The organism is Aromatoleum toluolicum, assembly GCF_012911005.2.
Classification (GTDB): domain Bacteria; phylum Pseudomonadota; class Gammaproteobacteria; order Burkholderiales; family Rhodocyclaceae; genus Aromatoleum; species Aromatoleum toluolicum.
Window position 1 is genome coordinate 1 of record NZ_WTVS01000037.1, and the last position, 19,914, is coordinate 19,914.

Annotated in this window: 26 protein-coding genes; 2 read left to right on the forward strand and 24 right to left on the reverse strand. The window is 62.3% G+C overall.

The window, feature by feature from the left end:
- Positions 1–642: 642 nt before the first annotated feature.
- The 21 genes from GPA27_RS16810 to GPA27_RS16910 form a co-directional block, all read right to left on the reverse strand.
- Positions 643–1,290: a phosphohydrolase gene (locus GPA27_RS16810; protein ID WP_009242119.1), complete on the reverse strand. Its 648-nt coding sequence runs from the start codon at positions 1,288–1,290 to the stop codon at positions 643–645.
- Positions 1,287–1,814: a retropepsin-like aspartic protease family protein gene (locus tag GPA27_RS16815; RefSeq protein ID WP_009242120.1), complete on the reverse strand. Its 528-nt coding sequence runs from the start codon at positions 1,812–1,814 to the stop codon at positions 1,287–1,289. The genes GPA27_RS16810 and GPA27_RS16815 overlap by 4 nt, the downstream gene beginning before the upstream one ends.
- Positions 1,811–2,212: a DUF1294 domain-containing protein gene (locus GPA27_RS16820; RefSeq protein WP_009242121.1), complete on the reverse strand. Its 402-nt coding sequence runs from the start codon at positions 2,210–2,212 to the stop codon at positions 1,811–1,813. Before GPA27_RS16820 ends, GPA27_RS16815 begins: the two co-directional genes overlap by 4 nt.
- Positions 2,209–2,991, reverse strand: a complete 783-nt coding sequence (locus GPA27_RS16825) for a hypothetical protein (RefSeq protein ID WP_009277738.1) — start codon at positions 2,989–2,991, stop codon at positions 2,209–2,211. Before GPA27_RS16825 ends, GPA27_RS16820 begins: the two co-directional genes overlap by 4 nt.
- The gene (locus GPA27_RS16830) at positions 2,988–3,806 is read right to left on the reverse strand and encodes a retropepsin-like aspartic protease family protein (RefSeq protein WP_232295879.1); all 819 of its coding nucleotides are present in this window, start codon (positions 3,804–3,806) and stop codon (positions 2,988–2,990) included. The genes GPA27_RS16825 and GPA27_RS16830 overlap by 4 nt, the downstream gene beginning before the upstream one ends.
- A 9-nt stretch (positions 3,807–3,815) precedes the next feature.
- Positions 3,816–4,871, reverse strand: coding sequence for an OmpA family protein (locus tag GPA27_RS16835; protein ID WP_009242124.1), 1,056 nt, complete (start codon positions 4,869–4,871; stop codon positions 3,816–3,818).
- Positions 4,872–4,874: 3 nt separating this feature from the next.
- Positions 4,875–5,150 (reverse strand): HU family DNA-binding protein, encoded by a 276-nt coding sequence (locus GPA27_RS16840; RefSeq protein ID WP_009242125.1) that lies wholly within the window; start codon positions 5,148–5,150, stop codon positions 4,875–4,877.
- A 155-nt stretch (positions 5,151–5,305) separates the two neighbouring features.
- Entirely contained in the window at positions 5,306–5,830 is a 525-nt protein-coding gene (locus GPA27_RS16845; RefSeq protein WP_009242126.1) for an HAD domain-containing protein, read from the reverse strand.
- On the reverse strand, positions 5,827–7,038 hold the full coding sequence (locus GPA27_RS16850; RefSeq protein WP_009242127.1) for a DUF1173 domain-containing protein: 1,212 nt from the start codon (positions 7,036–7,038) through the stop codon (positions 5,827–5,829). The genes GPA27_RS16845 and GPA27_RS16850 overlap by 4 nt, the downstream gene beginning before the upstream one ends.
- Before the next feature lie 15 nt (positions 7,039–7,053).
- Positions 7,054–8,736: a zeta toxin family protein gene (locus GPA27_RS16855; protein ID WP_009242128.1), complete on the reverse strand. Its 1,683-nt coding sequence runs from the start codon at positions 8,734–8,736 to the stop codon at positions 7,054–7,056.
- A 17-nt stretch (positions 8,737–8,753) separates the two neighbouring features.
- Entirely contained in the window at positions 8,754–9,014 is a 261-nt protein-coding gene (locus tag GPA27_RS16860) for a hypothetical protein (RefSeq protein WP_009242129.1), read from the reverse strand.
- Positions 9,015–9,026: 12 nt separating this feature from the next.
- Positions 9,027–9,488, reverse strand: a complete 462-nt coding sequence (locus GPA27_RS16865; RefSeq protein WP_009242130.1) for a hypothetical protein — start codon at positions 9,486–9,488, stop codon at positions 9,027–9,029.
- A 32-nt stretch (positions 9,489–9,520) separates the two neighbouring features.
- Positions 9,521–10,609 (reverse strand): Fic/DOC family protein, encoded by a 1,089-nt coding sequence (locus tag GPA27_RS16870; protein WP_009242131.1) that lies wholly within the window; start codon positions 10,607–10,609, stop codon positions 9,521–9,523.
- Positions 10,606–10,833: an antitoxin VbhA family protein gene (locus tag GPA27_RS16875; protein ID WP_009242132.1), complete on the reverse strand. Its 228-nt coding sequence runs from the start codon at positions 10,831–10,833 to the stop codon at positions 10,606–10,608. The genes GPA27_RS16870 and GPA27_RS16875 overlap by 4 nt, the downstream gene beginning before the upstream one ends.
- Before the next feature lie 12 nt (positions 10,834–10,845).
- Positions 10,846–11,076, reverse strand: coding sequence for a hypothetical protein (locus GPA27_RS16880; RefSeq protein WP_234710895.1), 231 nt, complete (start codon positions 11,074–11,076; stop codon positions 10,846–10,848).
- 140 nt (positions 11,077–11,216) lie between these two features.
- Positions 11,217–11,585: a hypothetical protein gene (locus tag GPA27_RS16885; protein WP_009242134.1), complete on the reverse strand. Its 369-nt coding sequence runs from the start codon at positions 11,583–11,585 to the stop codon at positions 11,217–11,219.
- A gap of 23 nt (positions 11,586–11,608) precedes the next feature.
- Positions 11,609–12,133, reverse strand: coding sequence for a PD-(D/E)XK nuclease family protein (locus GPA27_RS16890; protein ID WP_009242135.1), 525 nt, complete (start codon positions 12,131–12,133; stop codon positions 11,609–11,611).
- Complete coding sequence (locus GPA27_RS16895) at positions 12,130–12,549, reverse strand: CFI-box-CTERM domain-containing protein (protein ID WP_009242136.1); 420 nt, start codon at positions 12,547–12,549, stop codon at positions 12,130–12,132. Before GPA27_RS16895 ends, GPA27_RS16890 begins: the two co-directional genes overlap by 4 nt.
- Positions 12,549–12,809: a hypothetical protein gene (locus tag GPA27_RS16900; RefSeq protein ID WP_009242137.1), complete on the reverse strand. Its 261-nt coding sequence runs from the start codon at positions 12,807–12,809 to the stop codon at positions 12,549–12,551. The genes GPA27_RS16895 and GPA27_RS16900 overlap by 1 nt, the downstream gene beginning before the upstream one ends.
- An 11-nt stretch (positions 12,810–12,820) precedes the next feature.
- On the reverse strand, positions 12,821–13,546 hold the full coding sequence (locus GPA27_RS16905; RefSeq protein ID WP_009242138.1) for a M48 family metallopeptidase: 726 nt from the start codon (positions 13,544–13,546) through the stop codon (positions 12,821–12,823).
- 75 nt (positions 13,547–13,621) lie between these two features.
- Positions 13,622–13,951, reverse strand: coding sequence for a TrfB-related DNA-binding protein (locus tag GPA27_RS16910; protein ID WP_009277741.1), 330 nt, complete (start codon positions 13,949–13,951; stop codon positions 13,622–13,624).
- Positions 13,952–14,034: 83 nt separating this feature from the next.
- Here GPA27_RS16910 and GPA27_RS16915 point away from each other — a divergent pair, with 83 nt between their 5' ends.
- Both GPA27_RS16915 and GPA27_RS16920 read left to right on the forward strand, forming a co-directional pair.
- A complete protein-coding gene (locus GPA27_RS16915; protein WP_009242139.1) occupies positions 14,035–14,289 on the forward strand; it encodes a hypothetical protein in 255 nt (84 codons plus the stop codon).
- Positions 14,289–14,600 (forward strand): hypothetical protein, encoded by a 312-nt coding sequence (locus GPA27_RS16920; RefSeq protein ID WP_232295882.1) that lies wholly within the window; start codon positions 14,289–14,291, stop codon positions 14,598–14,600. Before GPA27_RS16915 ends, GPA27_RS16920 begins: the two co-directional genes overlap by 1 nt.
- Positions 14,601–14,624: 24 nt before the next feature.
- Here GPA27_RS16920 and GPA27_RS16925 read toward each other — a convergent pair whose 3' ends face one another.
- The 3 genes from GPA27_RS16925 to GPA27_RS16935 are packed head-to-tail and all read right to left on the reverse strand — an operon-like array spanning position 14,625 to position 19,913.
- The gene (locus GPA27_RS16925; RefSeq protein ID WP_009277742.1) at positions 14,625–17,672 is read right to left on the reverse strand and encodes a conjugal transfer protein TraG N-terminal domain-containing protein; all 3,048 of its coding nucleotides are present in this window, start codon (positions 17,670–17,672) and stop codon (positions 14,625–14,627) included.
- 11 nt (positions 17,673–17,683) lie between these two features.
- Positions 17,684–19,138: a conjugal transfer protein TraH gene (locus GPA27_RS16930; protein ID WP_256223008.1), complete on the reverse strand. Its 1,455-nt coding sequence runs from the start codon at positions 19,136–19,138 to the stop codon at positions 17,684–17,686.
- The gene (locus GPA27_RS16935) at positions 19,101–19,913 is read right to left on the reverse strand and encodes a conjugal transfer protein TraF (protein ID WP_009242098.1); all 813 of its coding nucleotides are present in this window, start codon (positions 19,911–19,913) and stop codon (positions 19,101–19,103) included. Before GPA27_RS16935 ends, GPA27_RS16930 begins: the two co-directional genes overlap by 38 nt.
- Between the last annotated feature and the right edge of the window lies 1 nt (position 19,914).

Below are 19,914 nucleotides of genomic sequence, written 5' to 3' on the forward strand. Positions count from 1 at the left end.
AAAAGCCTGATTTTTCGCGGGTTCCCGGCTTGTGTTTCTTCGGGGTTCAGGCAAGCTACCTTGGAGCCTCGGGGCGGGGTTTGGGGGCCGGAACAGGCCCCCAAGGTGTTGCAGTTGCTCTTGCCCCGCAGGGGCACAAGCTCCCCTGCTCCCCGTCGATTACCCACATGGCCAGCGGAGCGCGGGGCCGGCTTTTGCATCCCACCATCTACCTCGTCGCCTCGGCGTCCAGGGGCACGCAGGACGGGCGCGGTCAAGGGAGAAACCGGAGGCCGCACGCGGAGCGCAGCCCGAAGGGCGAGCACCGAACGGGTGAGGATTTCAGGGCGCAGCCCGGCCCTTGACCGGAGAAGCCCGGCCGGAGGGCACCATGACGACGAATAAAGGCGCGAGGTAGTGGTGGGGTGCGGCCCCGCGCGTAGCGGATTCAGCGCACCAGCGCCGGCACACCACGGATCAGATCCACAGCCTGAACTTTCGCGCGCGAAAGTTCCTCGATGCGGCCTTCAGGCCGGGCAAGCGGAGCGCGCAGCGCCGGCACGGCGCGGAGGCGTCAGGGATTGACGCCCGAAGGGGCGAGACGCCGCAGGCGGCTCGATGCGCAGCACGAAAGCCCGGCCCCGCAGGGGAGACGCCCAGGGGTCACGCTTGCGCCTCGATCTGCCCATGCACAGCAGCACGCAACGACTCCAGCGCATCCAGGAACCGCTCGGCCGCAACGTCAGCCGCCCACGGCTCCCACGGCCGACAACCGTAGATTTCAGCCAGCGGATCGACATCAAGCACCGGATGCACGATGCCCAGGACATCACGCACTTCATGAGCTGCCCAGCCAATGCAATGCACAGCCTCGGAAGCGGCCGCCACCGAGTCGGCCCGCTTGTGGACGGCGTGCGCTGCCGGCGACCAAGCGCGCAGCTCGTACCGTTCCGAAACCGCAGCCATCAGGCGAGACGAAACAGCACGGAAGGAAAGGCCCAGCACGTCCTTCAACGGAGAAATGCAATCGAACCCAAGGAAACCTTCCTCGGCGTCGTGTAGAAGCTCCAGGAGCGCGTCAGAGGCCGGCAAAGGGGTGTCGCTCCACAGCCGGCGCAAAGCGAGCACCAGGAGCGAATGCTGGGCCACAGAGAGGGGCAGGGGCCATGATGATTCCCCACCCCAGCGGTACGTCCTCGCCAAACGCAAGGCAAGGTCACTGTCGAGCCACGCGCCGGGATCGGGATTGATGAGGTCGAGGCGACGGCCAGAAGGAAGCCGAACCCACGCGCGCGCCTTTGCCTGCGTCATCGGCCGCCTCGCAAGATCATGAAGCCGCCCGAATAGGCGATCTGGAAGCGGTTGAGCACGTCCATCCCCAGCAGCGGAGCGGAAAGGCGCTCCAGGACGGCGATAGCCGCACCCTCAACGGCGAAGGGGCCGACGATCACCGTGTTGGCCGCAGTGATGCCACCACGTTCACGGCCTGCGGCCGTGTCAAAGGATGTTGCGCGGCCAGCGCGGATGCCAGCATTGCGGGCGAGCTTGACCGGCAGCGTCGTGAAGCGCGCTCCGGTGTCCACCATGAAGACCACGGGAAAGCCGTTGACGGCCCCGGCGATGTAGTAGTGGCCGTCCGCAGCGCGCGGGATGGAGTAGTCCCCATTGCCCAGGCGCTGCGCCGGCTTGACCATCACGGGAGAGGCCGCCGCAACGTCTAGCTGGTCGCCGGGGTAGCTCTGGCCGTCATAGACGATGTATTCGCGCTGCTGCGCGTGCGATGTTCCAATGGCAAGGCAGGCCATCAGTGCCACAAGGGCGCGAGTAGCGTTCATTGCCAACTCCAGCGATAGAAGCCAGTCAAGTGCGCGAAAATAGCGGCGTTCGCGGCACTGGCCAGCCAGGTGAAAAACAGAAAGGAAGCCTTCCGCGACTTGTGGCGGAAGGCATGTTGACCAATCAAGGCACCGGGCCAGCCGCATAGCAGCGCGATCCAGTGCAAAGACTTTTCAGACCAGCGCCAACGGTCAGCGACGGCCGCTGATTTGTCGAGGCCGTAGGCCAGAAAGGCCAAGTTGCTCATGAGCGCATAGGCCCAAGCGTAGTGAGGCCGGATACGCCCGGCGATGCTGGCGACAATTACGCCCCCAAGGAACACCGTGCCCAGCGCAAAAGCGGCCCAGCGATGGGCGATCCAAAAGCGATCCGCCAGTGACAGGCCCGGCGCGTTCATTTCGCCAAAGCAGGATCAGCGGAGAGGCCCAGGGCCACAATCAAGCCGGCAGCCTCCTGCAAGCCCGCAAGGGACGACTGGATGAGTCGCGCCGGCACCAGCTCGGCATCCTCGGCCGTGGCTAGCACGGAGCACTTCTGTTCCGTGCTGCCTTCCTTGCGCGTCAGGTTGACGACATTGCGCTGACGGTAGCGCCACGTCTCGCAGCGCGACAGGCATTTGCCGTCCGGGTCGCCGGCCGTGGCCGCGTTCACCGAGTCCTGCGCGCCGGTTGCATTCCCGACATTGGATGCAATCGTGCCGATCAGCATGGCCAGCGGGTTCAGCGACAGCATCACGGAGCCGCCCCGGCCGCTTTTGGTGGCCAAGGGTGCGGGGTTCTCGGCATAGTCGCCCACGCGAACCTCGGCGGTACGCCGGGTCGCGGGGCGCAGCGCCTGGAAGGCACCATCCAGCTCGTACACCACGTCAGCCTGTTCGCGGGTGTCCACCAGCTCGAAGCCGCTGGAGGCCAGCGAAGCCCGCGCGGCGGCCGTCAGCTTTGGGCTGGCCAGGAATTCGATGAAGACTTTGCGCCCTCGATCAGCAGTCAGGTCGATGCGCCCGGTGATGGCCACCTTGACCTCGGCGGCCGTGGCGGCCGCTACAGCAGCCGGAGCATCGTCGGGCACCGCTTCAGAACTGGCCAGCGCAGGTAGGGTGCAGCCGGCCGCAGCGGTCAGAAGCAGGTAAAGCGGAAGGTGACGCATGTTTTCCTCCTTGTTGTTCTTGATGTTCAATCGTCTTCTCGGAAATGGGTGGTGGAGAACAGCAGCGCCGATCCGCGTTGCTCGATCTGCACCATCCCCAGGATGTTCATGCCCAGCAATGCAGGGCCGTTCATGGTGGGCATGACGGCAACCTGGACGTTATGGGCACGGAAGGAACCGAAAACCACTTCTGCTACCGTGGCGACGCATCCGAAGACCTCGCCGGCCGCCGTGCTGAACTGGCGAGGTTCGCATGATGTGATGCCCAAGGGTTTGGCCAGCGAGCCAGGAACGGATGTCACGCCCGCGCCGGTATCCACAATGAAGGTGACAGGCTGGCCGTTGATGCTGCCCGGCGTCTCATAGTGCCCGCGCTGATTCTTTGGCACGCTCATGGTGGCCACGCGCGGCGGCTCGCCCGCTCGTTGTGCGGCCGTGGCGGCAGGCTTTTTGCCGAAGTAATCGAAGGCAACAAAGCACAGGAACCCGATCCCGATCCAGACATAGGCGATGCCGGCGAGGCGCGGCCTTGCCATGTAGAAGGCCGCACCGGCCACCATCAGGAGGCACAAGACCGGATGGCTCAACACGAAACCTTTGAGCCATTGGGTCGTCATCAAGAGGGCGTCGTGTGGAGTCGCCCCATGCGCTATTTGCCAGATCGCGCCCGCGACAATCAGAAAGGCGTAGGGCAGCGCATTGGCGATGACGAACTGCAAAAAGGTGATACGGGGTTGGTCTGCGCGAACCTCGCGCGAACCGCGAAACACCTTCGGGTCATAGTAATGATCCTGCATGGTTTTCGCGGCCCGCTCTCGATACCAATCCCGGTCATCTGCGCTCATGGCCAGCTTTCACTTACTGAAGACCACGGCCGGCACTGGCATCACCAGCTCAACCTCTACGCGCCGGTTTGCGCTGCGCCCAGCCTCGGTGTCATTCGAGGCGACAAAGCAGGTCACGCAGTAGGAGACTTTCAGCTTTCGGGGGTCAACGCCACCACGGGCAAACGCGGCGCGCACAGTCGCAGCTCTTGCGATGGCCAAGGCGCGATTGCCGGCCACGGTGCCGGTCGAATCAGTGCGGCCACGGATCAAGACGCGCTCGGCCGTCATGGCCAGTGGCAGCAGCTCGGACAAGCTACGCTTGGCCTCATCGTTCAGATTTGCCACGGAGCTAGAAAACGGGAGCGAGCGCAACGAACTGGAGGCAGTAGCCGCGACTGGCGCGGCCGTGGCCGGGCCGACTGCAACTACCGTCACGGGGCGCACGTCGTCGGTGAGCTGGGCGGAGCCGGCCGGGATGGCATCCGCTTCGGCCGGGATGGCGAGTGTGGCGACAGTATGGGCGTCTAGCTTGGCCAAGACCGAAGGCTGCGGCCGTGCAGCCGCCTTGCCAGTCGCCTCTGGTGCAGCATCGGTGCTGCCCAGCATCGGAGTCTTGGGCGTTGGTGCCGCACACGGATTGCATGGCACAAAGTAGTCGGTGCCGGTTTGTGGATCGCGCACTTGGGCCAGCCCGGTGAGCACGGGCGCGCCCATCAGGAGCACACGGGGTTGCTCGGGAGGCATCGGCGCGCATCCGGTTACGCCAGCGGCAAGCATGGACGCCCCTAGCGCCCAAGTCACAGGCGCTGGCCAGAACGGCGTGCCAGGATGGAGTGCGCGCCGGCCCTTGCGCGTCAGAGACAGTCGGATGGATGTGCCGGCAGGCTTGCGCGACAGATAGCCGCGGTCGATAAGGTGGCGGGTTTCACCCAGGTACTCGCGCATCACGGCCAGATCGACAGCACCGCACAATGGGCGGCCCGCCGCGCGTTCCGAAAGCACCCGAATGCCCCGCACTTCGCCACGGTCGAGCGCACGCAGCAGCGCAAGCGCGGTTCCGTTCAAGTCGGGATGTTTGCTCATGGTTCAGTCCTTCACCAAGTCCTTGAACGTGGCCCCAGGCGTGAACTTCGGCTTGTGGGTCGAGGGAATCTTGATCGGCGCGCCGGTCTTCGGGTTGCGCCCGGTGCGCGCCGCGACGGCTGCTTTCTCGAAAGTGCCAAAGCCGGTGAGCTTCACCGCGCCGCCCTTGGCCACCTCGTTTTGTACGATGGTGATGAGGCTATCGAGAAAGCGCGTGGTGGCCGCCTTGGATGCTTCGGTGTCTTCAGCAATGGCGTCGATCAGGTCTTGTCGGTTCATGGAAATCTCCGTGTGTCAGTTGAGAATATGACCCAGCACCTTGCCGCAACGGGCGCAGCGCCGTTCATGTACTTGGGTTCCGTCCCAGCTCGAATAGATGGGCGTGGACAGCGGCGAATGGATGCCAAACAGGCAAAGCAGGGCGTTCCACACCTTCACGGTGCGGCCCACATCACGCGGGTGAGCTGAAGCAGCGACTCCCCGGTAAGTCCGTCCAGATACTCGGTGGCCACCAGCCGGCGTGTATCTGGAAATTCCTGCACGCGGTCATCGAGGGCAGCCCACTGGGTGACGCCGTACTCGCGGACAACGCAAAGGATCTCGTCCAGCCTGGTGCAATCAGGCAAAACGGGCGTGCAGCCGATAACGCGCTCGCGCAGCTCGATGGAGAAGAAGTTGCGCAGCTCATCCAGCGTGTGCGTCTCGCGCCAGTTGGACGAAATCACCACATCAACATCGGGATGCGTTCGCAGCCATGTTTCCAGCAGGGGCAGGTAAATCAGCGTGCCAGACTGGCCAGGGTGTAGAACCCCGTCGATGTCCAGCATCAGGACGGGGCCACGGGGAGCACGCTGAAGCGCCCATCGTGTTGCGCGTTGAGTCGCCGGCAGACTTTCGCGCGCGAAAGTCGGGGCGACGGTCGGGCGAATGCCGACGAAGCGGAGTAGGGCGCTCATCATCGGCCGTGCTCCGGCAGCGCCGGCAGCGCCGGCATAGGAGCCTCGCCAGCCACCCACTTCCATGAAGGGAGCTTGCTTTCCGCAATCAATTCATCGACGGCGGCCGCATAGTCTTCACTGGCCCCAGGCGGAACCACGTACATGGCGGTCGGCTCCGGCTCGGTATCCGAAGCCACCGCGCAGGCCAGTGGCCGCGTGGAAGGCAGGTTGTACCGCATCCCTTTCATGAAGCGCCGGTTCTGCTGCGTCAGAGCATCGAGCGCCATCTTCTCGAAGGTGCTTTCAAACGGAATCCAGTTCTCGGTCACGCACATCAGCGCGACTTCCTCCAGCGAGGCCACGCCGGTAGCGCCGATGCTGAAAGTGCCGATCATCATCAGGTGGGTGCCCTCCAAGGCATCCCACAGGCCCAGCTCCACCTCGAATCTCTTGAGCAGCCTCTTGTAGATGTCGTCGTTCATCATGAAGTGGCAATCGGGCAGGTGCTTGAGGACGATCTTGTGCCCGTAGCGCGACTGAGCCAGTTCCTTCACCTCCCCCACCACCAGCATCAAGCGCCGGGTGCCCTTCTCGGGCGTGGCGATTCGCATCATCTGCGCGAGTCGCCGCTGGGTGATTTCGTTCTTCTTCTCGGCGTTGAACGATTCGGGCATGTAGAGCATTCCGGCCAAGCTCGCGCCTTTTGCAGTCTTGTCCTCGGCTGCTTGCAGCAGATACTTGCGGATCACGTACCAACTGCGCTTGCCGGCCATCGTCGGTGCCCATCGGTTGAAGCCCGCTTCTTCCCACAGGTAATGCAGGGTGCCGCGCAGGGTCAGTTTGTTGCCATCGGTCTTGACGCTATCCGTCTCCTTTCCGCTCGGTGCCGGCGCGGATCGGCTGGCCCCCTTGGACAGCGCGAAGTCGAACTTCAGCGCCGTGGTGCCTTCGTCGGGGTTCTCCTGGATCGCGGAGCCAATGACTTGGCCAAGCCCGGACAGCTCGGGCGGCGGCTCGTAGGAATCGCAGGCCGGGGCGTGGCCGCTACCAGAATTGGGCATCCGTTTGATGAGGTACTTGTCATCGACCTTGGCCACGTACATTTCAATGCCAGGGGTACGGCACAGGCACAGCGGCCGCTCCCGCGAGCTGTAGATATTGGCCAGCAGCTCGGACAAGGCTGGGTCGTCTGAATGAATGGATTGCCCGCCAATCTGGTAGATCGCCATGTTTTTCTCCCTTGCTTACCGGCCCATGTCCCGGCCCACGTCCCGCGCGTTCTCCCGCGCAGGCTCTTTGCCCTGCTCGTACACCTGACTCTTTTCGTTGCCGTGCTGGATCGTCACTTTCTCGCCTACCCGGACATCCCGATCCAGCCCTTCCTTCTCGTAGCGCACAGCCACCATGTCGGACATCTTCACCAGGGCGTGATGCGATGAGGTGGCCACCACTTCGCCCTTCACGTCCTGCTTGAGTTCTTGCGCATCCAGCACCACCAAGCCCCGATGACTGGCGGCCATGTCGATCACGCGCCGCGATTCATCCACGGTGACACTTCCCTCCGGGACGCGGCCCCGATGAAGCTGCTCGGACAGCTCGGCACGCGCATTGAAGTAGCTGGTTTCCCGCTGGTCTTGACTGGTCTGAGGTGTCCAGCTCTGCTTGATGTCGTGAAGCTGCTTGTAGGCCCCGTCCAGCTCCGGGTGGCGCTCCAGCGCCTCCCGCTTGGTGAGCTGGTCGAATGCCTGGGCGCGCTGATAGGCCGGGGTCTGCTCGAAATGGGCCAAGTCGTTTCGAGCCGCTTCGAGCTTGGCCGCCAGCTCGTCACGGTCGGCCAGCACCGGCCGCGCGGTGCGCTCCTGTTCCGGCCGCAAGGCATCAGCGTAGGCCCGCTTCAGGGCCTCGTCGTTGCCCCCGATGTACTTGCCATACTCCCGCACACCCTCCTTCTCGGTGTACGTGGTCTGCCCCGGCGTCGAGGCCGACTCCCGGCCATTGGGAAGGCGCTCGGTGCGGATCACATAGGGCTGGTCTTCAGCCTTGGCATCCCGGAAGGCCCTGGCGGCTTCATTGACGTTGCTGTAGTCCTTCGCATCGTTCTTGGCCACGGTGCCCACGGTGTAGGTCACGTTGTCGCGCACACCTTCCCGCTGCTTGGCCAGCGTATTGATGTCGTCCAGGGCGGACACGTAATCGCGCCGCTCGGCGTGCGTCCAGGCGCGCCCGCGCTCCTGCTCCAACACATCAACCGCTGCTGCTCGCCGTTTCCACTCTCCGCGCTCTTGGCTGTTCTCGTAGATTTGCCGTTGGTTGGCGTCATAGACGCGCACCGAGTCGGTGAGCTTGTCGCGCTCCAAGGCGCGCACGGACTCCACCATGCCGTTGTAGGCGTTGTCGTGCTGTTCCTTGTTGACGAACCGCCCGGTGCCGCGCTCGGCCACCTGTTCCTCGAAGCGCAGCCGTGCGCGGGTCACTGAGGTTTCCGGGTTGACGGCCAACACTCTGGCCTCCACCTCGTAACCCTGTTCCTTCAGGCGAGTGGTCAAGTCCCGGATGTTCTCCGGGCTGCGCATCGTGCCGTCCACCACCAGATTGCGGCGGTTCTCCACGGCGGCCAGCGTGAGGCGGGTAGCCCATTCGCCGGCCTCTTTCTGCGTTCGGTCGGCGGCGTGCTGGGGGTCTTCGCGCGAAAGCTGCTTGTAGCGCGGGTTTTCCTCGCGCATCCGGTCGGCGTCGATCACCACAGCGCCACCGTTGGCGCGCAGCTCGCGGATCGCCTCGGCCGCCAGCGCCGATTTACCCGATCCCGGTTGGCCACCCAACAGGATCGCCTTCGGATTCTCCTGCGCCGTCGTTCTTGCCAGTGCATCGCGCTCTACGTCTTTGTAGGCGCTCTCCATTGCGTACTTGGAAACCTCCCCAGCCATTTGTCTGCCCTCCTGCCTTATTGGTAAAGGTCGCGGGCCTGCTGGCCGTACTGAGTGATGACGCGCTCGATGGCCTCGTCAGCATTCGGATCGAGGTCTTCGCGGATCGTGCGCAGCTCGTCCTTCGCTTTCTGAGCGGCCGCAATCACGGCCTCGTCAGGGGTAGCTTTTTCGCGCTCGGCGGCAATGGCTTCGGAGTGGTGGGCGATGATGGCCCCCAGGACATCCAGCGCCACCTCGTAGCGGACGCCGGCACGGCTGAAAAGTTGATTGGTCATGGTCTGGATTCCTCACTGATTACCGGATTGGTTCTTGGCTTGGTTTGCATGGAGCGGCCACAGGGCCGCGTGCAGCAGGCGGTAGGTGATGCGGTCGCGCTTCAGCAGGCGCGCATACACGTCGTTGGCCGTCAGCCCAAGGCTGCGGGTGGCGTACAACCCCCAAGCCAGATAGACGGCCAGCAGCACGGCAGCAGCCGGGACAAAAGCCAGAAACCACACCCCAGCTATGACAAGCCCCACCACAAGCAAGCGGCCCCCTACGGTCGCCCACTTGGAGCCGAACATTTCGAGCTGGGCCTTACGGTTCAGGTCGTGCTCGGCATGAGCGCGCTTCCAGACATCGGCCCACAGCTCTCCGGGGGAACGGCTGAAGACGGCATCCAGGTAGGCACGAAACTCGCGCATCAACAGGTAGGACGCGGCAAAGCACATCCCCACAAAAACCAGCAGCTCAAGCGTTTCTCGATTCATGTTCTTCTCCTTTGGTCTTTCGCGCGCGAAAGTCAGCGCGGCGTCGGCACGCGCTCGCGCTCCATCTGCATGTCCTTGCCGCCACGATCCCGCGCCGGCTCCTTGCCCTGCTCATAGACTTGGCTGCGCGCCTTGTCGTACTGGATCGTCACGCGGTCGCCCACGGCAAGGTCACGATCCAGATTGGCGCGTTCGTAGCGCACGGCGATCATGTCGCCCACTTGGAGCATCGCGTGGTGCGACGAAACCGCCACCACTTCGCCCTTGAATTGCCCGCCAAGCCGTTCGGCATCCCGCACCATCAGGCCGCGATAGGCTGCGGCGTGGTCGATGACTCGCTTGGACTCGTCCAGCGTCACGCCATCGCCCACCAGCCGGCCGCTGTGCAGCTCTTTGGAAATTTCTGCCCGCAGGTAAGCGGCGTCCTGCCCGGCCCGGTGGGCGTCGTGCAGCATCTTGTAGGCACCATCCAGCTCGGGATGCTTGGCCAGAGCTTCGCGCGTGGCCAGCTTGTCGAAGGCCACCGCCCGCTCCACGGTCGTGATTTCGTAGAAAACCTCGCGCGCCGGCTCCAAGTTGCCGCGCGCGGATTCCTTGGCGGCCTCGTTCCACGTCTGCTTATCGACCTTGGAGTAATCGAGCTGGTAGCCCGCATCCTTGGCGAGTTGCCCGATGAATTCGCGCGTCGTGCGGCCGTTCCCTTCGCGGAAGGGGTGCATTTCGTTCACGCCGGCATAGACCTCGGCCATCTTCCCGCTGAACTGCTCCTTGTCCATCCCGCGCAGATAGTTGGCTTCCTTGATCGCGGATTGGATTTCCTGCGCCTTCTGCGGGATGTCTTCCTTGAAGGTGAACAGGGTTCGGTCGCCCGCAGGCCCCTTTGCAATATCCACCTTGCGCACTTCGCCGGCCCACTCGTAGACATCCCGAAAAACCTGCTTGTGGATCGCCTGAAGGTGGGCCAAGTCGTATTCGCCCCGTACCGGGTTTTCGCGCAGCTCCTGGATGCGAACGGCCGTTGCGCCGCGCTCGAAGCGTTGAAGCGCCGCGAGGTCGCGGATGTCGGCCTTGTTCTTGAGAACGTGCGTGCCGGGGTAGGTGTAGTCCTCTTGCTCGCTCATTGGCTGGCCCCGCGTGCGCGCTCCAGGTACTTGGCTACCGCCTCGTCAGGGGTCAGGGTGCCGGCGATGACGGCCTCCTGAATGGCGAGGTCGGCGGCGTCCACCGGCATCCCCTCCAGGGACAGGGAAGCATTGGCTTGAACAAACTGCGCACGGCGCACGTCGGCCGGATGGGGCGCAGCCACGGGGCCGGTATCGAGTTCATAAGGGTTCTTGTCTTCCATGTTCGCCTCCAGTCAGCCCAAGCCGGGCACAGCAATGCCAAACACCCGCACGGCAACAAACACCACTGCCGCCAGCCCCGCCACGATCAGCACGCCGCGCAGCACGCGCGCGAGCAACAAGCCAACGACAATGCCGATTAACAGCGGGGTAGGGGTTTCAGCGAAGATGCGTTGCAGTGCGGCCCAGGCCCCGCCCACGTAGGGAGAAACCATTTGCCATATCTGCGTCAGCAGCGCATCCATCGGTAAGTTGTCCATGCGGGTGTCCAGTGCCAGTATTCAGATGCCGTTTGTTTGCTTTCACGGTGAAAGCAAGTTTATCAAAAAAATCCTACTGGCACTAGGCGTTTAGCGCGATAACGTCAATAGGAAGGGGAGGGCGATCACGCCACCAAGCTCTCGCGCACCGGCCGCAGCGCGGCGGATGTCTGGCTGATGATCTGGTGGATTTCGCCCAGGTAGCTATCCACCCGGTTCTTCATGCTGGCCCAGGTATGTTTGGTCTGAACCAACGCATCGAGCGTTTCAGCGTCGAACCGCCCCGCCTGGATGCAGTTGTGGATGGTCAGCAGGCGAATCTCCATGTTGCGCAGCGCATACTCGCAACGATTGATTTGCTGGCCGTCGATGGGGGTATGGCAGTAGCGGACGTTCTCCACGTCGCGCACGAAGCCCTCGAAGTCCTTTTGATGGTCGCTGAGAAGGCCGACAAAGGTTTCCATCAGGCGCAGTTCGCGGTCAGGGGTAGTCATTGGTGGAATCTCCATGTTGTTGGTTAAGGGTTGAGAGAAAAGCATTCGGAACGATGGCCGCATGTGTCGCATTTGCGGCCCCGGCTTTTGCGCGCCTTGGCCCTGCGCTCGGTGAGGTCGATGTACCGGGCCACCAACTGCTCGCAATAGGCGTCGTCGCGCAGCTCCACGCGCATGGCTCGGCGCTCACGGGTTTTTCGGTTGTTGATGGCCACGAAGCCAAAGGGCGCTGTTTCGAGTCCGTTCAGGCGAAGCAGCCACGCTTGCAAAGAGAGCTGTGCAATGTCCGTCTCATAGACGCGGTGGGCATCGCGGTTCTTGTTTTCGAGGGGAACATGCAGCCCATCAGGAAGCCGATACACCTGATCGGGCCGGCCCACGACGGGGAACGGTGCATTGATGAACAGGTTGCGCTCCACTTGAGCCACCTTGCCGGCCGCAAGCTCGGGAGGGAGCCAGTTCTGAGTGAACCCTCGCCAGACCATGAATGTCCAGCCGGCCAGCACCAGGGCCAGGGCGAATAGGATGTAGCTGGCCAAGTTGCTCATCGCGGCATCCCCAGCAAGCGAAGCAGGGCGTTCAGCCCAGCGCGCACAGCCGTGGCCGCGCACCGGCTCCTGCACAGCAGAGGCACCAAGCCAGGTGAGACGACGTAGTAGGCTCGGACGAACAAGCGCCCTACCATTGCCGGCATCAGCACCCGGTCACGCCAAGCGCGGAGGAAATTTGTCTCGGCGGCGTCAGGCCCGTAGATCGCGGTGGCAATGAAACAGCGCCGGTCAATCGCCGCGCGCGTCTGCCCTTCGACCTGAAACCGTAGGTGCTCGAAGGTGCCGGCAGCGGCCTTCGCCCGAACCTCCAGCGGCCGGGCATCCCCGCGCTCACGGTCGAAAACCACCTTTTGCTCGCAGTAAACCGTGCCTACGATGTCGGTGATGGTGTGGTACTTTTTCGCCCGCCTCATCACCCCTCCTGCTTTCGCGCGCGAAAGCCGGGCTTGGCCAGCATCCAGCGATAAATGCCCAGCAGGCTTGTGGCAGTGAAAGCCACCTGCATGAAGATAAGGCCCGGCGCGTCGGTCATGACGCCGAAGCCGATCCAGCAGACATTCGAGGCTAGGAAAGACACGAACCCCCAGCCCGACAAACGGTTGTTGAGGGCCAGCAGCAAGGCCCCCAGCACCCCAAACGCGCAGCCGATCCATTGCAGGTAGAAGGCATCCATGCGCACTCACCTCACAGAAGGGCCTTTCGCCCGGTTTCCACGGCCCGCATCCGCATGGCCAAGGTTGGGTAAGCATTGGCGAACGAGAACCAGCGAACCCAGGATTTCGAGGGGTACAACACGGCCAGCTCGCGCAGCGCCGTCAACATCGCTTCGCGCCCTACGGACTGCGCAGCGCCGGCATCCGCCCGGTACTCGCAATACCGGCGAATCCCCAGGAACAGGAGGAAGGCGGCAAAGAAAAAGTTGTTGTTGTCCAGGAGGTGGCTGCTCACAGCAAAGCAGCAGGCATAGGTGAACGTGGCGAAGATATGGCGCTCATGAACATGTGCGTTTTCATGGGCGATCACGCCCCGCATACCCTCGTCGCTCATGCTGGCCAGCAGGCCGGTTGTCACGTAGATGCGCGAATGACTCGGCAGCAGCCCCACGGTGTTGGCTTCCTTGTCGGCATGGTCATACAGGAAGACGGGGCGACTATCAGGGACGGTTGCCACTATCCTTGCCAAACGCTCTTGAAGCACAGCATCCCGCGACGGTCGCGGAGCAAGGAAGCGCGCCGATAATGGCGCGCTGGCATAAAAGCCGAACAGGAATATCAGGCTACCGAGAGCCTGAGTCATTGGCTTGGCGGCCGGATTCGTGGATAACCTGCCAGTTACCCACAAAATGCCGCCAGCAACCTCCATGATGAAGACGATCAGAATGATCCGTCTGAACCAGTGAGACGGGATCATTGCAAATTGCAGTCGTCACAGATTAAGGCTGTGGGGATCGAGCGATACGGCGTTTGATCGGTGCCAGCGCGCCAGTCATTTCTCATGCTGAGAGGCTGTTGCGAAGCACATCCGCCCAAGGTGGCCGTGGTAATGAGAATCAGGAGTAGTTTTTTCATCGGTTGCCCTTTCAGGGGAAAGTTGGTTGTTGATTTCTTCCAGCAGCTCCCGGCACACTGAATGCACCCGCTGACGCGAGACGCCGACGTGGCGCGCGACGGTTGCCTGCCGGTAGCCTTTGAGGAACACTTCTTCAGCGATGCGGTAAGATTCGGACGAAAGACCCAGCCGCCGCGCTGCTTTCACGAAGACAGCACGCGACACATGGCCACACGCTGCGGAAACAGTCTTGAATATCTGGCTCATCCCCTTGCACCGTAAGGGTTTTGAGCGTATTTTGTCAATAGACAAGATGCGCAAATTCTATCCAAATTGGAAGGAGAGTTGTAATGAAAAAGATGCTTTACGTTGCTTTCATCGTGGCAGCACTTGCCGGCATGACGAACGCCAGCGCCCAAGCGGCCGCCGCGAAGCGTGGCGGTGTCTGCATCGGCCCCTTCCGTGGTGGCGACTCGGTGTTGCAGTGCGAACACATCGGCAAGGTGACGATCAAGCAGATTTACGAAAAGGGCTTCCGTGTCGTGCATATGCAAGATGACAAAAACACGGCCACCTACGTGATGCTGGTTATTGAGGAACAATAATGATGCGACTGAAAAAAATGCTGTTCTCTCGAAGGCGCTGGATGCTCTGGCTTCCATTGCCGGCCGCTGCCGCACTTTCGGCATCCGGTGGTAATTTCCTTGCCGACTACATTCCAATGCTCGGCGGCGGATTGATTTTCTGGATTCCATTCTGGCTTGCATGGTGGTTAAGCGATGGATTCAAGGGAATGTCGAAATGGCCCGGCACTGGCGCGCCAAATAGCGCAGCAGGCGTTAATCCATTTACCGGCAAGTCTTGTGTTGTTCATCATTTACCCTGGGGCGATAACTACACGGGCGGCAATTCTTGAAAGGGGGCAAAGCCCCCTTTCCCTTTACTTGCTGCCGTTGTTGATCTGAACCGAGGCGGCCGTTTCCCGCTTCATGTTGTCGTTCAGCTTTTCGCCGTCTGCCGTACCGTCGCCGCCAGTCAGCTTGTCCCAAGCCTTCTGAACGGTGTCCTTGCCGTCGCGGATCATGTTGTCCTCGTTGACGGCTGCGGGATTGGCCCGCCCAGCGCCTACAGCCTTGTCCGGGCTGGCCCAGGCATTCACGTTCTCGTCCAAGGCCCCAGCACGCGCCGGGATGCTGCCCTTGTTCTTCGGGTCGAGCTGGCCCTGTACGTCCCCTCTGGATTCCGCAATGATCGGAGGCGCAGAGGTATCGACCTTGAGCGGAGCGGTTCCGCCGTAGCCGGTCTGTGCCACCTTCTTCTTGTGGACGCCCTGGATGTCCTGCGGGATGCCGGCGCGATCCTTGGCGGATTGCTTCTCCAGCTCGCCCTTCGTGGTCGGCAGTTTTTCGCCTGCGAAAGTCTGCTGCGGCATGGTGGTAGCTTGTTGAACCATGCCCTTCTCGCTCACGTAGTCCTGCACCATGTCCATGATCCGGTCTTCGGATTGGTTGGCGAAACGCATGGCGGTCATGCCATTGCGCGCGGCCACCTTCTCGAACAGATACGGATCGGCCATCAGATCCTTGTGAGTCGTGAAGCTGTTGCTGTCGCTACGGTTGGCGCGGTCGCCAGTACCGAACTCACGGCGGTCAGAGACATCACGCACGCGGGAAACTTCATCCACGTTTGTGAGGGCTGCATCGCGGCCGTGGCGGTCGTTTTGGGCCGATTGGTTGCCCGTCCCGGCCTGCTCGGTTCGTGAGCCGCGTTCAGCAAACGTGCGCTCGGTGCGCGCGGCTTCCTGGTTGCCATGAACCGTATCCACGCCCCGATCCCGGCCGTGCTCGGCCGTGTAGGTCTTCGCGCCGTTGTACCCCAGGCCCGCGTTGATGAGGCCGCCCGAAGGCTGGGCACCACCCTTGCCGCCCCGGTAGTTCTTCAGAGCTTGGTCGATCTGTTGCTGGTTCGCGCCGCCCTGCTTCATGGCGTCGGCAATGCGCTTTTCCTCGCGCGGATCAGGCGCACCGCCTGCACCGCCAGCACCAGGCGCACCGCCGCCGTTGGGGTTCCCACGGCCAACACCCAAATTCATGTGGAGCTGGTCATTGGCACCGGCCGCCGTGCGGAAGTGCGAACCCTCACGGAAGTTGCGATCCAAGTTCTGGCCGGTTGAGTGCTGGCCACCATACCCACCCTCGCTCCCGCGAGCCGCCACCACACCCGTATTCTGATATTGACCACGGGTTGTATCGTGCCCCTTCACGTCCGTGAGGCTGGAGCTGTCGCCGTGCCGGCGCGCCAGTTGATCCCCGGTCGATGTGATGTCGGTACGATGCGCTTCCTGGTTGCGGCCGGCTTCCAGTCGGTGATCCATGTTCATCTGCGTCAGCATCCGGTTTTGGAGCTGTTGCAAGGCAACCGCGCCGTTCGCGGCCATCGTGGCCGTCGAGCCATTGCCCCGACCGATGGTTGCCCCGCCGCCTTGCAGGCCGATGTTGCTGTCGTACTTGTTCATCGAGGTCGTGTTGACCGATGCGGTATCAAGTCCAGCTTGGCCCATGCTGACATTGCCGCTGGCATTGCTTGCGCCCACCGCCGCCCCGGCAGAGGCAAAGCCGGTCATCATCCGGTCGGCAACACCCATGAAACCGCCCTGCCCCAGCTTGATGATGGCCCCGGCGATGAATGGCACCAGGACAACCATGTAGCCGATGGCCGCCTGCTCGTTGGTCAGCGTGGCGTCGAAAGCATCGGTGAGCTGGAACGGCACACCGGCCGCCAGCTCCAGCGCGCGCGCCTTGTAGCGCAAGTGCATGAGCGACAGGTGGTTGATGACGGCAAACAAGATTGGCCACAGGCCGATCCAGGCCAGCGACATCATGTAGCCCGCAATGATCTTCTTTGCCCCCTCGGTCGAGCTGACAACCATCAGCACCACAACAACCGGGAACAGACCGTAGATGATTGCCTCGATCCAGTTGCGCATGTGGGGCAGCGTCTCTTGCGCCAGCAGGCTCAAGGTGCTGTTGGAGCCGTCCGCTTGCCGCGCCGCTTGGGCAGCGCCGGCCAGGGCATTAACCTCGGCCACCCGCGCAGGATCGTTCAGCAGCGCCGGCAGCTCGGTGCCGGCCTCCTTCCAGATGTTGTTGAACATCGCCTGCTTCATCGCGTCTGAGGCGTTGCTGGAGTTGTTCAGAATCCAGTCGTAGGACGTGCCCACCGTCGAAACGAACATGCTGGTAGCGATAGCATCACTGCTTGCCCGCGTGAAAGCCTGCTTGCCGTAGAAGGCTTGGCCAGCCGTTACCGCGTCGTTGACCTTCTCCTTCAGGATGGCCGCAACATTGGTGCAGGTATCGGTGGTAGGCGCATTCGTCAGGGTGTTGTAGGTGACGAAGCGGGCTGGACTCGTGTTGTTGAAAATCACGTTCCAGGTATCGGTGCCGCCCACAATCTGCTGCGGGGTGATTTCACCGTCTTTCACGTCGTACAGCGTGCATTCCTTGATGAACTGCATCAGGTCGGAGCGCAAGCTGGGGTCGCGGATCGTCGCGTTATTGACTTGTTTCAGGATGCGGTGCCCGAAGCCCACATCCCCTTTTTGCAGGCCCAGGTCTTCAGGGACACCGAAGACCGTTTCATAGGTGTTGGTCAGCGCGCCGAACACCAGATTGGTCGTCTGCGCAGTGACGGCCAGGGCAAAGGGCACGTTATCAACCACGCGCGGCGGCTCCAGCCCTGTCTTGTCTGTCAAGGCAACGCGCGCGATCGGCAGATTGAGCACGGTCACAAAGGCCAGGGCGTGGATAAACCACTTCGCCATTTCGAGCTGCTTGTTCATGTAGCCGAACATGCCGATTGCGATGGCGAACAGGAAAACCAGCTTCAGCAAGCCAGCGAAGCCAGCGCCGGCCATCATCGAGGCCACGGCGTTGAAGACGTAGTAGAGCGTTTCTACGTTCCAGTAGGTTTGAATTTCGATGTCCACGGCATCCCCCCTTAGCGCAGGCTCTTGCCGAAGGCGAGCGAGTTACGCAGCGTCTGCGACAGGTTGGCATTCAGCGCACGCTCCATGTACTGCACCTCCTGGGCGATGTTGTAGGTGCTGATGGTCTGCGAGTAGGCAGTGGCCAGCACCTGCTTTGCCGCGCGCGAAATTTCCTCCAGCTCGGGCTTCATCTTGCCCAGCTCGGCGGCCTGGGTGGCATCGGCTGCGGCAGAGAACTTCGCCATCGCGCCGCGCAGGTCGGTGACGGCACGCTGGATGTAAACCTCGGCGTATTTGGCGGCGATCAGCTCCTGGTAGCGGCCAATCAGCGCGTCGGCCATCGAGGTGTTGTTGAGGGTTGTCGTCACGGCCAGCATCTTGTAGATGGGCAGATCGGTTGCGTTCAGGAAGCCGATGGTGGCCGCCATGTCGTCGTGAGCTGAACGGTTGGCGATCTTGTCGGAGATTTTTTCCATCTTCTCCCGCACCATCGTCTTGAAGCTCTTGGTGGTCACTTCATCCTCGGTCGGACTCAAGCAGCCGTCCGCGCTGGTGGTGTCGCAACGCCAGATCGGCACCGTGATGGTGTCGGAGGTGGTACGCGCACCCACCAGGGCCTCCACCGTGATTTCCTTGCGCAGCAGCGGGATAGGCAGTTGCGGGGTGTCGCCGGTCGGGAAAATCATGCTGCCGATCATCGACATCAGGATCATGCGTTGCTCGTCGGTGACGCCATCGAGCTTCTTGAGCGCCTTCCAAACCACGTTGCCGGTCGGGAGCTGGTCTTTCGCCTCGGGTCGCGCGCTGGCCGCCGAGTTCACCGTCTGGTTGGCCCGGCTTTCGCTGTTCATCACGTTCGTCCAAGCGTCGGTGATGTTCTCGAAAATGTTGGTGTCCACACCGAAGTTCTTAGCCGCGTTTTGCTTGCCGCGCGTCCAGGTGTCGGGCACGGCCGCATTGACGATCCCCTTGGCCGCCTCGCAGGAATCCATGTTGAGACGATTGGCAGCTTGCGCCGTGGCTTGCAGGGCCTGCATCACGTTGTCGCAGGTCGGGCACAGGTTCTGAATGGCCAGCTTGAAGCCGTAGCCCAGGGCATTCGAGCCAATGTTGCGCAGCATGGCCACGAACTGCTCTTTGTTGATGAACGAGAAGCCGCCCGCGAACAGGTCAATGCCGCCGCACCCAGCGTTCCAGCTCGGCGGCGTCACCGTCGCCAGTTGGTAGGTGCGCTTGGGCATCCGCATGAACAGACTGCCCCCGGTGTAGAGGTTCATCGTCTGGCCTTGCAGCACGGCCGGGTTGCTGACGTTGCCTTGAGCATTCACGGAGTCGAAAAGCTCCTGCATGTTCATGGCGTAGGTAGAGGTGGTGAAAGCAAATGCCGTCACCAGCGCCGTTACTTTTTTCAGTAGCATGGGCAGCTCCTTAGAAGTTATCGCCGGGCTTGGTGCCGGTGAGGACAAAGATTCGATTGACGATTTCGGTTAGGGCCATCATTCCGAAGCCCACGGGCGCACGGTCGCCGGTCTGCTTTGAGCCAATGAACAGTGCCGGCACGCGCTCAATCCCCCAAGCCGCAGCTTGCGCGCGGCCGTCGCGGGGGTTCGGGAACTCGGGCAGGCCCATGCCATCGACTGATACCGGCAGCACCTCGATGCCGTACTTGTCGGAAAGCATCTTCAGCGTCGGGGCCATTGCATGGCAGTACGGGCAGTCGCTACGGAAGAAGAAGATCAGCCCGTGCTCCTTGGCCAACATCTTCAGTTGCTGTTCCTCGTTCTGAATGCGGCCTTCGTCGTAAATCTTGATCGCGGAGTTATTGACCGGCCGCTTTTGCGCGTAGTCGAGGCTCGGGTTTTGCCAGACCACGCGCCGCCAGTTGTCAGCGAAGACAGCCCCCTTGTCCTGCGTCATCTGCCAAAGCTCCAGGTAGTCCTTCATGTTCTGGTCGGTGGGGTTCATCACCGCCACGTCTTCCCGGCGCTTCAGTTCTTGTCGCAGTTGCTCGGCGGTCTTGATGTCCTTCAGCTCGATGCGCTTTGGCTGGTCAGCCTTGCGGCTAGTCTGCTGCCGTGCCGGTGCCGGCGTCGGCTGCACAGGTTGCGGCTTGGCGTCTTCCATGTCGCAGTACCAGTTGGGCTTGTTCGCATCGCACTGCCAAACAGACGGGTAATCCAGTGACTGCGCATTGGCGTACCCGGACAGCAGGGCCAGCAGGAGAAGGCTTCGCTTCATCATT